The organism is Paracoccus sp. PAR01, from assembly GCF_014851995.1.
GTDB classification, from domain to species: domain Bacteria; phylum Pseudomonadota; class Alphaproteobacteria; order Rhodobacterales; family Rhodobacteraceae; genus Paracoccus; species Paracoccus litorisediminis.
On sequence record NZ_JACVAW010000015.1, the window covers coordinates 90,602 to 102,063 of the forward strand.

Below are 11,462 nucleotides of genomic sequence, written 5' to 3' on the forward strand. Positions count from 1 at the left end.
CCTTATCCATAATCTGGCATGACTACTCAGGCTTGCATAATGCAAAATCGGCCAAGATGAATAACCATTCTGCTATGCATCCCGGCGTCAAGCTGCGCCACATCCGGGCATTCCTGGACATTGCCGCCGAAGGGGGGCTGTCGGCGGTTGCCCGTGCACAAGGCATCACCCAGCCCGCCTTGTCACGCACCCTGGCCGAGCTGGAAAGCCTGCTGGGCCAGCCGATGTTCCTGCGTCAGGGCCGCAGGCTGCTGCTGACCGAGGCCGGCGCGGTGTTTCGCCGCCACGCCATCGCGGCCATCCAGTCGCTTGAGGCAGGGGCAGCCGCCCTGCGTCCGGGCGGCAGCGGCACCTTGCGGATTGGCGTTTTGCCCAGCGTCGCCACACGCTTTCTGCCGCAAGTCATGCTGCGCTTTCGCGAATTGCATCCGCAGATCCTGCTGGCCGCCGAAACAGGCCCGCATTTCCACCTGATGCGGCTTTTGCGCGACGGGCATGTCGATGTGATGGTGGGCCGCCTGCCCGGCGCCTCGGAAATGGCGGGGCTGAGTTTCGACCACCTATATGAGGACGAGGTGATCCTTGTCGCCCGCGCGGATCATCCCCTGCGTGAGCATCCCGCCCCTCAGGCGCTGGCGGTTTGTCCGGTGATCCTGCCGCCAGCAACCGCCCTGATCCGCCCGGCGGTCAATGATTATCTGGCGGCGAATGGGCTGGCGGGCATGCGCCCGGCATTCGAGACCGTCTCGCTGGCGCTGGGGCGTGGGATCTGTCTTGGCTCGGACGCGCTGTGGTTCATCTCGCGCGGGGTGATCCTGCATGAACTTGAACGGGCCGAGATGACCCAATTGCCGACCGGCGCCCGCTTCCTGTCCGGCGCAGTCGGGATGACGCGCAGACAGGCGGTAACCGCGCCGGGGCTGTCGGAATTCGAGGACATTGCCCGCGAAGTTGCCCGCAATCTTGGCGGAGCCAAATGAACATCCGATGACCCGCAAACCCCCTACCGGAATCCCGCTTTACTACCTTTACGGAGATCGGGATTCCGACGTTGAGCTGGACTTCCTGCATGCCGAGCCGATCCTTGACCGGAGCGGCCCGAATGGCTGGCGCATCAAGGCCCATGCCCATCCCGACCACATGCAGGTCATGCTGATCCATAGCGGTGGTGGCACGATCCGCATCGAGGAAAAGACCCATCCGATCTCGGCGCCCTGCATCTTTGTCCTGCCCGCGGGCTGCGTCCATCAATTCGACTTCGATCCCGGCACGGACGGTCATGTCGTGACTGCGGCGCTGGGTTTTCTGGGCGCGGTGACGGCAGGCGACCCCAGACTGGCGCAGGCGGTGGCACGGCCCGCGGTGCTAGGGATCGCTGGATCTGGCGTCGATCTGCCTGCGGTGATCGATACGTTCAATTGGCTCCTGCGCGAATTCGTCTGGTCCGCACCGGGCCGCCGCTCGGCCATCACCGCGCTGTTTCTGCGCATCCTTGTCATCGTGCTGCGTCTGGGCATCACCCATGCCCGTCCCGAGCCCGCGCAGCCGGACCGCGATCTGGACCTGCTGATGCGCTACCGCGCGCTGATCGAGCGGGACTTCCGGGTGCAACGCGCACCTTCGGCCTATGCCGCGGCCTTGGCAGTAACGACCGCGCGGCTGAACGCGGCCTGCAAAGTCCGTGCAGGCCACACCGCCAGCGAGGTTCTGCATGACCGCATCCTGCTCGAAGCCAAGCGCTGCCTGCTTTACACCGAAAACAGCGTGGCGCGGATCGCCCATATGACCGGCTTCGACGACCCGGCCTATTTCAACCGCTTCTTCGCCCGCAGGGTCGGGATGTCACCGGGGGCCTATCGCCAGCGGGGTGGAACGGACTGACGATCTGTCCAAGTTTTCCGACGCCCCGTCCATTTCGGTCCATGCGCCCTTGCGCCATTTTGCCGCAGATCGGGGACGGCGCGGATCTGCCGTCCGAGGAGGTAAGATCATGCGCCATCAGGTCTCCATCATTGGCGGCGGTCCGTCGGGACTATTGCTTTCACTGCTTTTGCACCGGGCCGGCATCGACTCCGTCGTGCTTGAGCGCCGTTCGCGCGAACATGTTCTGTCGCGCATCCGGGCCGGAGTGCTGGAGCAGGGCCTGTGCGACATGCTGCGTGCGGCGGGGGTCGGCGCGCGCATGGACCGCGAAGGATTCGTCCATGACGGCACCATCATCGCCGCCCATGGCACGACGGTCCATATCGACTTCAAGAAGCTCACCGGCAAGTCGGTGATGATCTATGGCCAGACCGAGGTCACGCATGATCTGTATGACGAACTGGACCGGATCGGCGCGCCCGTCCTTCACGGGACCGAGGACGTCACCATCCACGGCGCCGATACCGACGCACCCTATGTGACCTTCACCCATGACGGGCGCAGCCAGCGCGTGGATTGCGATCAGATCGCGGGTTGCGACGGTTTTCACGGCGTCAGCCGCCGCTCGATCCCCGCATCGGTGCGCCGCGAATTCGAACATGTCTATCCCTTCGGCTGGCTTGGCATTCTGGCCCATACCCCGCCGGTCGCGCCTGAACTGGTCTATTCCGGCCACGAACGCGGCTTTGCCCTGTGCTCGATGCGCAATGCCAATCTGAGCCGCCACTATCTGCAAGTGCCGCTGACCGACCGCCCCGAGGATTGGAGCGACGCCGCCTTCTGGGCCGAGCTGCGGCGTCGCCTGCCCCCACATCTGGCGGAAACGCTGGTCGAAGGCCCCTCGATCGAGAAAAGCATCGCGCCGCTGCGCAGCTTCATCTCGGAACCGATGAGCTGGGGACGCATCCATTTGGCGGGCGACGCCGCCCATATCGTGCCGCCAACCGGTGCCAAGGGGCTGAATTTGGCAGCCTCGGATGTGCATTACCTGTCGCGCGCACTGATCGCGCATTTCGCGGGCGATGATCAGCCCCTGCGCGACTACTCGGTCACGGCGCTGGCGCGGGTCTGGAAGGCCTCGCGTTTTTCATGGTCGATGACGCGGATGCTGCATGAATTCCCGACCGAGGGCGAATTCCTAGCGCGGATGCAGGCGACCGAATTGGACTATCTGGCCCATTCGACCGCCGCTCAGACCGCGCTGGCAGAGAATTATGTCGGTCTGCCTTACTAGCGCACCCTACATGCAGGCATCGAACAGCGCGCGGGTATTTTCGCGCGTCATCTCAATGGGGTTGCCGCCGCAGGACGGATCCTCCAGCGCCATTTCGGTCAACTCGTCCAGACGCGAGGGCTCGACGCCCATGGCTGTCAGGTTGGCCGGAATGCCCAGAGTGCTGCGCAGTTCCATCACCCGGGCGCGGAAACCGTCAAAGCCGCCCTTGATGCCAAGGTAATCGGCGGCGCGAACCAGCCGGTCCTCGACCGCCGGACGGTTGAAATCCAGCACCATCGGCATGACCACAGCATTGGTGGTGCCGTGATGGGTGCCGTAGACCGCGCCGATCGGGTGGCTGAGGCTGTGGATCGCGCCCAAGCCCTTCTGGAAGGCGACCGCACCCATGGCGGCGGCGGCCATCATCTGTGGCCGCGCCTCCAGATCGTCGGGGGTAGCATAGGCCCGCGGCAGGTATTCGTTGACCAGCCGCAGCCCCTCCAGCGCGATGCCTTGGCTCATCGGGTGGAAGAACGGGCTGCAATAGGCCTCAAGGCAATGGGCAAAGGCATCCATGCCGGTGCCTGCGGTGATGAATTTCGGCATCCCCACCGTCAGTTCCGGGTCGCAGATGGTGACTGCGGGCATCAGCTTGGGATGGAAGATGATCTTTTTCTTATGCGTCTCCGAATTGGTCAGCACGCCTGCGCGCCCGACCTCGGAGCCCGTGCCCGCCGTGGTCGGCACGGCGATGATCGGCGCGATCACCGAGGCATCGGCGCGGGTCCACCAGTCGCCGATATCCTCAAGATCCCAGACCGACACCGTCTGCCCGGCCATCAGCGCGATCATCTTGCCCAGATCCAGCGCCGAGCCGCCGCCGAAACAGATCACCCCGTCATGGCCGCCCGCCTTATAGACGGCGATCCCGGCCTGCATGTTATGTTCATTGGGGTTTGGATCGACATCCGAGAACACCGCGCGGCCAAGGCCCGCAGCCTCCAGAATGTCCAGCGCAGCCGCCGTGATCGGCAGGCTGGCCAGCGCTTTATCGGTGACCAGCAGCGGGCGCTGAATGTCCACGGCCTTGCACTGCTCGGCCAGTTCCGCGATGCGTCCAGCACCGAACTTGATCGCGGTCGGATAGGACCAATTGGCGCGCAGGGTCATTTCGTCACCTTCTTCAGATGGTAGGATTTGGGCCGGGTCACGGCCAGATAGCCAAGGTTGGACAACGCCGCGCCGCGGCCGGTATCCTTGCAGCCGGTCCAGCACAAAGCCGGGTCCAGATAGTCGCAGCGGTTCATGAAGACCGTGCCGGTTTCCAACCGCGCACCGATTTCCGACGCCGCCTCGGCATCCGCCGTCCAGATCGATGCGGTCAGCCCGTAATCGCAGTCATTCATCAACGCGACCGCCTGATCGTCGCCGCTGACCGGCATGATGCCGACAACGGGGCCAAAGCTTTCCTCGCGCATGACCCGCATGTCGTGGGTCACATCGACCAGAATCTGCGGCGCTAGATAGGCGCCGCCATCGTCGGCGGGGAAGTCAGCGGGATCGATCAGCGCCTTGGCCCCCTGCGCCACGGCCTCTGCGATCTGGCCACGCACCAGCTCGGCAAAGCGGCGATGGGCCATCGGGCCCATGGTGGTTTCCGCGTCATAGGGATTGCCCAGCTTCTGCGCCTTTACCCAGGCCACCGCCTTTTCGACAAATGCGTTATAAAGGCTTTCATGGACATAGATGCGCTCGATCCCGCAGCAGCATTGGCCACTGTTGAACATCGCGCCGTCCATCAGGCTGTCCACGGCGGCATCCAGATCGGCATCGGCACGGACATAGCCCGGGTCCTTGCCGCCCAGTTCCAACCCCGTCGCGGTGAAGGTCCCCGAGGCCGCGCGCTCAATCGCCTGCCCGCCTTTGACCGAGCCGGTGAAGTTCACAAAGCCAAAGCTGCGTTCGGCAATCAACTCCTCGGTGGTCTGGTGGTCAAGAACGACGTTCTGGAACACATCCTCGGGCACACCGCCCTGATGCAGCGCCTGCGCCAGCCGATCCCCCGCCAGCAAGGTCTGGCTGGCATGTTTCAGCACCACGGCATTCCCGGCGATCAGCGCGGGAACGATGGTATTGACCGCCGTCAGGAAGGGATAGTTCCAGGGCGCGATGACAAAGACCACGCCGACCGGTTCGCGCCGGATTTCGCGGCGGAAGCGGTCGCTATCCTCGGCAACCATGGGGGCCAGCGCGGTTTCGGCGATGCTGGCCATATAGGCACTGCGTTCGTTCACACCACCAAACTCGCCGCCATAGCGGGTCGGGCGACCCATTTGCCCGGCAAGTTCCAGAACAATGTCATCCTTCATCGCATTCAGCGCGGCGATCCCGGCCTGCACCTTGGCGATACGCTCGGCCAGCGGCAGCGCGGCCCATGCGGGCTGGGCCGTCCGGGCGCGGGCGACGGCGACGCGGGCCTCGGGTCCGGTCAGAACCGGACGCTCGGCATAGACCGCGCCATCGACGGGGGAAATCAGTTTGATCGTCTTGGTCATCTTGTCCTCAAATCAGGCGCGTTCGAAGCCGCGGGACAGTTCCCAGTCGGTGACGACGCGGTTCTGTTCCTCAAGCTCCCATTCGGCGGCGCGCAGGTAGTGGTCCACCACCTCGTCGCCAAAAGCCGCGCGCAGCATGGTCGAGCCGTTCAGCGCCATCGCCGCCGTGCCAAGGGTTTTCGGGATCTGCCGGGCCTGTTCGGCGGCATAGGCATCGCCGCTGAATGCAGGCTCCAGTTCCAGCTTCTGCTCGATCCCGGCCAGTCCTGCCGCAAGCAGCGCCGCGCAGGCCAGATAGGGGTTCAGGTCGGCACCGCCGATGCGGCATTCGACGCGGACGCCACGGGTATTGTCGCCGCAGACGCGGAAACCGGCGGTGCGGTTGTCGATGGACCAGATCGCCTTGGTCGGCGCGAACAGCCCGGTCACGAAACGCTTGTAGCTGTTGACATAGGGCGCAAGGAAATAGGTCAGCTCGGCCGCATGGGCCAATTGCCCGGCCATGTAATGCCGCATCAGGTCGGACATGCCATGTTCCGCCCCCGCGTCATGAAAGACGTTCACGCCATCCCGGAACAGCGACTGATGGACGTGGCTGGAGGACCCGGCCTTGCCATGCGCATATTTCGCCATGAAGGTCGCGGACAGGCCTTGGTTCTGCGCGATTTCCTTGGTCGCGGATTTGACGATGACATGCATGTCCGCCGTATCCATCGCGTCAGAGTATTTGACGTTGACCTCGTGCTGGCCTGCCTCGGCCTCGCCCTTGGTGTTTTCGACAGGGATTCCAGCGCCATAAAGGCCATTCCTGAGAGCGCGCATGAAGGGCTCTTCGGCAAAGGTCCCGGTCAGGCCGTAATCGACGTTGAAACGTGCGGTCGGCACAAGGCCGCGATAATCCGCGTCGAAGAGTTCCTTGTAACCCTTGGTGAACAGGAAGAATTCCAGTTCGGTTGCCATCATCGGCTCAAAGCCCATTGCGCGCGCGCGCTCGATCTGGCTGCGCAGGATGTTGCGCGGCGCATGGGGCACCGGTTCATGCGTGCGGTGATCGTAAAGATCGGCCATGCACAAGACGGTTGCGGGGGCCCAAGGAATGCGCCGCAGGGTCGTCAGGTCGGGCTTCATCACATAGTCGCCATAGCCCGAAGCCCAGCTGGTCGCCCGGTAGCCTTGCACGGTCTCCATCTCAAGGTCGGTGGCCAGCAGGTAGTTGCAGCAATGCGTCTCGTCGGGGTTTTCGATGAAATGCGCGGCATGGAAGCGCTTGCCCATCAGGCGCCCCTGCATGTCGACCAGTGCGACCATCACGGTATCGATCTCACCACTGGCAACAGCGGCTTTCAACGTCTCAAAGTCCAGATTGGCAGGCATGTCTCACCTATTAGAGGGGGCGCGCCGGAAGTGGCGCACCCCGATTGTGCGGGTCAGGCGTCGCGGTAGGGCGGACCGGCCTTGGTCATGGCCTGATTGTATTCCTTGATCTTGGCGACGACCTTGGCCTTGACCTCGGATTCGGCGGCAATCTCGTCCCAGAATTCGCGGGCTGCTTCCTCTACCGTAGCCCATTCGGCGGCTGGAATGGTAGTCAGCTTCATCTTGTCGCCGGTGACGCGCAAATTGGCCTCGCCCGCCCAATACCAATGCTGACGGTAGTAGTGGGATTGGTCGAAGACGGTCTTCATCAGCTCCTTGAGGTGATCGGGCACTTCGTCCCAGCGCTTCTGATTGGCAAAGAAATGCCCGATCCACGCGCCCGAGATGCTGTTGGTCAGGAAGTGCCCGGTCGCCTCGGCCCAGCCGACTGTGTAATCCTCGGTGATGCCCGACCATGCAACGCCGTCCAGCTCACCGGTCTGCAACGCGACTTCGATATCCTCCCATGGCAGTGTCACCGGAACGACGCCGAATTTCGACAGGAAGCGGCCTGCGGTCGGGAAGGTGAAAACGCGCTTGCCCTGAAGGTCGGCAAGGCTGTTGATCGGCTGCTTGGTGGCGAAGTTGCAGGGGTCCCATGATCCGGCCGAAATATGCTGGATGCCCTGCTTGGCATATTCTTCCTTCCAGATCTCATCCAGACCATGGTGCAAAAACAGCGCGGGCACATCCAGCGAGTAGCGCAGCGCAAAGGGGAAATACCCACCAAAGACCGTGACCTCGGTCGGGCTGGCCATGCTGTCATCGTCGGATTGCACCGCATCGATGGTGCCGTTCTGCATGGCGCGGAACAGCTCTGCGGTGGGGACAAGCTGGTCGGCATAGTACAGCTCGATCTCCATCTGGCCATTGGCGATCTTGTTGAAGGAATCGATCGCGGGCTTGGCGACATGCGCGCCAAGCGTCGCCCCGGCATAGGTCTGCATCCGCCATTTCAGCGGCGCGCCTTGCGCAATGGCGGGCGCGAACAACGCGCTTGCGCCCGCAGCCAATGCCCCGGAAGTCAGGAAAGTGCGTCTGGTGGTCATTCGTCATTCTCCCTGTTGGTTATTGTCCGTAGATCGAATGGGGCAGCCACATCGCGATGCCGGGGAAGGCGATGACCAGCGCCAGAGTCAGGATCATGATCAAGACGAAGGGCAGGACCGAGCGATAGATCACGCCCAAGGTGAAATCCCGCGGCGCCATCGCCCGCATCAGGAACAGGTTGTAGCCGAAAGGCGGCGTCAGATAGGCGATCTGGCAGGTGATCGTGTAAAGGATGCCGTACCAGACCAGATCGAAGCCAAGGCTGCGCGCCATGGTCACATAGATCGGGGCGACGATGACCAGCATGGCGGTGTCGTCCAGAAACATCCCCATGATCAGGAAAGATGCCTGCATGATCAGCAGCACCTGCAGCGGCGTCAGCTCCATTTCCTGCAGGAACAGGTTCTCAATGGCCTTGCCCGCGCCCAAGCCGTCAAAAACCGCGCCAAAGGACAAAGCCGCCATGATGATCAGCATGAACATGCAGGTGATGGCCAGGGTCTGGCGAGTTGCGACCTCGAACACGTGGCGGGTAAAACGGCCCTTGATGATGGCGGCAAAGACCGCAGCCAGCGCACCGACGACGCTGCTTTCGGTCAGCGAGGTCCATCCCTTGATGAAGGGGATCATCATCGCGGCAAAGATCACCAGTGGCAGGATGCCAGCGCGCAGCAGACGGAACCGCTCGGCCCAGGTGATCCGGGCGCGTTCTTCGGGCGGCATGGGGGGCGCAAGCGCCGGATTGAGCCATGTCCGGATCAGGATATAGATGATGAACAGCGCCGCCATCAGCAGCCCCGGCCCGATCCCCGCCAGCCACAGCTGGCTGACCGGCTGGCGCGCGATCAGCGAATACAGCACCAGCACGACCGAGGGCGGGATCAAAATACCAAGGCTGGACCCGGCCTGAATCACGCCCGAAATCATCGGCTTGTCATAGCGGTGCTTGACCAGTTCCGGCAGCGCGATAGTCGCGCCGATCGCCATGCCCGCGACCGACAGTCCGTTCATCGCGGAAATCAGCACCATCAGCAGCACCGTTCCGATGGCAAGGCCGCCCGGCAGCGGGCCGAACCAGACATGGAACATCCGGTACAGATCTTCGGCCAGCCGGGATTCCGACATGACATAGCCCATGAAGACGAACATCGGCAGCGTCAGCAGCGCGTTCCATTTCATCAGCTTCATCACGGCGGAAAAGCCCATATCGGAGCCACCCGGCCCCCACAGCGCCAAGGCCGCGACCACGGCGACAAAGCCAATCGCGCCAAAGACCCGCTGCCCCGTGACCATCATCAACAGCATGGTCGAGAACATCAGGATCGCGATCCATTCATAGCTCATCGGTCGACCTCACCCCGGAACGGCATGGGGATCTCGACGCCCCGAAGAATGGCAATGTCGCGGATCAGATGCGCGAGCGCTTGCAGGATCATCAGCCCGAAGCTGACGGTGATGATGATCTTGATCGGCCATAGCGGCGGACGCCACGCGCTAGGGGCGCGCTCTCCGACACTGAGGCTGTAGACGGTGGAATCGACCGCGCCCCACAGCATCACGCCAAGATAGAAGATCAGGCAGAAGACGGTGAACATGTCCCAAAGCGCCTGCCGCCGCAGCGGCATCCGGGCATACATCAGGTCCATCCGCACATTCGCGCCCAGCTGCATCGAATAGGGCGCGCCCAGCAGGTAATAGGCGACCAGCGTGAACTGCGCCATTTCCAGCGTCCACAGCGAGGGCAGCTTGATGATCTTGGTCACCGAGGACCACAAAAGGATGCCCATGATCACGAACAGCAGATACATGGCAAAGCGCCCGATGCGGTAATTCACCGCCTCGATCCTTTGCACATAGGCAATGGCCCAGCCTGGCATCATGCCCCCCTGCCTTGGAAGCCGCAGCCCGGCCGCGCCATGTCGGGCGATCGGGGGAAATCATTGGCGTAAAACGACTCTTGATCAGACATTTTGGCGCTCCCTGCCCGGTCAGGCTGGCGCAGCCGCCTTGATCCTGTCAATAATATTTCAGGACAGGTACCATCTGTTATGATCTTTACGACCATCAGCAGGGCAATTGCCCACCGGCAGGCAGATGCATCCAGAGGACGGTTTTCCCGGCAGGATTGAGGAACGGCTCGCCGCCGGTTTCGATGCGCTGACCCCGGCCGAACGCCAGTTGGCCAGCCATTTCATGCGCCATTACCCGGTAGCGGGCCTGTCCTCGATGCCGCAACTGGCGCGCGAGGCCGGGGTGTCGACGCCGACCGTACTGCGGCTGGTCCAGAAGCTGGGCTTTCGCGGCTATCCTGAATTTCAGGCCCGGTTGCGGGCCGAGATCGAGGCGCGGCTGGAATCCCCTCTGTCCCGCCATGCCCGCTGGACCGAGGGCGTGCCGCAGAGCCATATCCTGAACCGCTTCGCCGATGCCGTGCTGAGCAACCTGACCGCGACGCTGGGGCGGATCGACCATTCCGAGTTTGACGCCTGCGCCGCGATGCTGGCCGATCCGGCGCGTCGCGTCCTTGTGTCAGGTGGCCGGATCACCCATGCGCTGGCCGATTATCTGGTGACCCAGCTTAGCATCGTCCGTCCCGGTGTCACCGCGCTACGAGCGCTGTCGAACAGCTGGCCTCCAGCGCTACTAGACCTGCAAAAGGGCGACGTGCTGATCGTCTTCGACATCCGCCGCTACGAGGGCACAATTCTGCAACTGGCGGAACTTGCTGCCGAACAGGGTGCGGAAATCGTGCTGATCACCGATCCATGGATCAGCCCGGTCGCCGCACATGCCCGTTTCCGCTTCTCGGCCCAGATCGAGGTGCCCTCGGCCTGGGACAGTTCGGTCGCGCTGCTGGTGCTGGTCGAGACCCTGCTGGCCGCCGTGCAGGAACGCACCTGGCCACAGACCCAAAGCCGGATGGAGCGGCTTGAGGAGCTTTACGACCGCGCCAATCTGTTTCGCCGCGGCCGCCCCGGAGACGGCCGCAGGGGCGGGCCTGATTAGGCCCGTTTCTTCAGCTTTGTCGCGCCTGGCAGTTCGATGTTGATTTCGAGGCTGGAGAGTTCCTCGCCGCGTTCGAGTTTGACCTCGACCTGCTCGCCGTCGATCTCCATGTGGCGGCGGACGACCTCGAGGATGTCGCGTTGCAGAGCCGGCAGGAAATCCGGGCTGCTGCCGCCGGCGCGTTCATGGGCCAGCAGGATCTGCAGCCGTTCCTTGGCGGTCTGGGCGGGGTTCGGCTTGCGGGGGCGGAAGCTGATGCCGAACATGGTCATGCCGTCCGCTTCAGCAGCCGCTGC

General features: G+C 63.3%; 11 protein-coding genes. 4 read left to right on the forward strand and 7 right to left on the reverse strand.

Features of this window, described 5'->3' with window-relative positions; translation table 11 throughout:
- Positions 1-56 precede the first annotated feature (56 nt).
- The 3 genes from IB235_RS18655 to pobA all read left to right on the forward strand — a co-directional run bounded on the left by IB235_RS18655 (position 57) and on the right by pobA (position 3,157).
- On the forward strand, positions 57-980 hold the full coding sequence (locus IB235_RS18655; RefSeq protein WP_192337976.1) for a LysR substrate-binding domain-containing protein: 924 nt from the start codon (positions 57-59) through the stop codon (positions 978-980).
- Between the two features lie 7 nt (positions 981-987).
- Positions 988-1,881 (forward strand): helix-turn-helix domain-containing protein, encoded by an 894-nt coding sequence (locus IB235_RS18660; RefSeq protein WP_192337977.1) that lies wholly within the window; start codon positions 988-990, stop codon positions 1,879-1,881.
- 109 nt (positions 1,882-1,990) lie between these two features.
- Positions 1,991-3,157: a 4-hydroxybenzoate 3-monooxygenase gene (pobA, locus tag IB235_RS18665; protein WP_192337978.1), complete on the forward strand. Its 1,167-nt coding sequence runs from the start codon at positions 1,991-1,993 to the stop codon at positions 3,155-3,157.
- Between the two features lie 6 nt (positions 3,158-3,163).
- On the opposite strand, the gene IB235_RS18670 is transcribed toward pobA, so the two are convergent.
- From IB235_RS18670 to IB235_RS18695, 6 genes are read right to left on the reverse strand one after another with little or no spacing between them, the layout of a single operon-like run.
- Positions 3,164-4,309 (reverse strand): iron-containing alcohol dehydrogenase, encoded by a 1,146-nt coding sequence (locus tag IB235_RS18670; protein WP_192337979.1) that lies wholly within the window; start codon positions 4,307-4,309, stop codon positions 3,164-3,166.
- Entirely contained in the window at positions 4,306-5,694 is a 1,389-nt protein-coding gene (locus IB235_RS18675; protein ID WP_192337980.1) for an aldehyde dehydrogenase family protein, read from the reverse strand. The genes IB235_RS18670 and IB235_RS18675 overlap by 4 nt, the downstream gene beginning before the upstream one ends.
- A 12-nt stretch (positions 5,695-5,706) precedes the next feature.
- Positions 5,707-7,068 (reverse strand): glutamine synthetase family protein, encoded by a 1,362-nt coding sequence (locus IB235_RS18680; protein WP_192337981.1) that lies wholly within the window; start codon positions 7,066-7,068, stop codon positions 5,707-5,709.
- 53 nt (positions 7,069-7,121) lie between these two features.
- The gene (locus IB235_RS18685; RefSeq protein WP_192337982.1) at positions 7,122-8,159 is read right to left on the reverse strand and encodes a TRAP transporter substrate-binding protein; all 1,038 of its coding nucleotides are present in this window, start codon (positions 8,157-8,159) and stop codon (positions 7,122-7,124) included.
- A 19-nt stretch (positions 8,160-8,178) separates the two neighbouring features.
- Positions 8,179-9,504, reverse strand: a complete 1,326-nt coding sequence (locus IB235_RS18690; RefSeq protein WP_155040010.1) for a TRAP transporter large permease subunit — start codon at positions 9,502-9,504, stop codon at positions 8,179-8,181.
- The gene (locus IB235_RS18695; RefSeq protein ID WP_192337983.1) at positions 9,501-10,037 is read right to left on the reverse strand and encodes a TRAP transporter small permease subunit; all 537 of its coding nucleotides are present in this window, start codon (positions 10,035-10,037) and stop codon (positions 9,501-9,503) included. Before IB235_RS18695 ends, IB235_RS18690 begins: the two co-directional genes overlap by 4 nt.
- A gap of 217 nt (positions 10,038-10,254) precedes the next feature.
- On the opposite strand from IB235_RS18695, the gene IB235_RS18700 reads away from it, so the two are divergent.
- On the forward strand, positions 10,255-11,166 hold the full coding sequence (locus tag IB235_RS18700; protein ID WP_192337984.1) for a MurR/RpiR family transcriptional regulator: 912 nt from the start codon (positions 10,255-10,257) through the stop codon (positions 11,164-11,166).
- Here the strand turns inward: IB235_RS18700 and minE are convergent.
- Positions 11,163-11,432, reverse strand: a complete 270-nt coding sequence (gene minE / locus IB235_RS18705) for a cell division topological specificity factor MinE (protein ID WP_192337992.1) — start codon at positions 11,430-11,432, stop codon at positions 11,163-11,165. The genes IB235_RS18700 and minE overlap by 4 nt on opposite strands.
- Between the last annotated feature and the right edge of the window lie 30 nt (positions 11,433-11,462).

What these genes read in the sequence shown, in the direction of transcription:
- minE (WP_192337992.1), bottom strand. Translation starts at nt 11,432, where the DNA reads ATGTTCGGCATCAGCTTCCGCCCCCGCAAGCCGAACCCCGCCCAGACC.
- IB235_RS18685 (WP_192337982.1), bottom strand. Translation starts at nt 8,159, where the DNA reads ATGACCACCAGACGCACTTTCCTGACTTCCGGGGCATTGGCTGCGGGC.
- IB235_RS18695 (WP_192337983.1), bottom strand. Translation starts at nt 10,037, where the DNA reads ATGCCAGGCTGGGCCATTGCCTATGTGCAAAGGATCGAGGCGGTGAAT.
- IB235_RS18670 (WP_192337979.1), bottom strand. Translation starts at nt 4,309, where the DNA reads ATGACCCTGCGCGCCAATTGGTCCTATCCGACCGCGATCAAGTTCGGT.
- IB235_RS18675 (WP_192337980.1), bottom strand. Translation starts at nt 5,694, where the DNA reads ATGACCAAGACGATCAAACTGATTTCCCCCGTCGATGGCGCGGTCTAT.
- IB235_RS18680 (WP_192337981.1), bottom strand. Translation starts at nt 7,068, where the DNA reads ATGCCTGCCAATCTGGACTTTGAGACGTTGAAAGCCGCTGTTGCCAGT.
- IB235_RS18700 (WP_192337984.1), top strand. Translation starts at nt 10,255, where the DNA reads ATGCATCCAGAGGACGGTTTTCCCGGCAGGATTGAGGAACGGCTCGCC.
- IB235_RS18660 (WP_192337977.1), top strand. Translation starts at nt 988, where the DNA reads ATGACCCGCAAACCCCCTACCGGAATCCCGCTTTACTACCTTTACGGA.
- IB235_RS18655 (WP_192337976.1), top strand. Translation starts at nt 57, where the DNA reads ATGAATAACCATTCTGCTATGCATCCCGGCGTCAAGCTGCGCCACATC.
- pobA (WP_192337978.1), top strand. Translation starts at nt 1,991, where the DNA reads ATGCGCCATCAGGTCTCCATCATTGGCGGCGGTCCGTCGGGACTATTG.
- IB235_RS18690 (WP_155040010.1), bottom strand. Translation starts at nt 9,504, where the DNA reads ATGAGCTATGAATGGATCGCGATCCTGATGTTCTCGACCATGCTGTTG.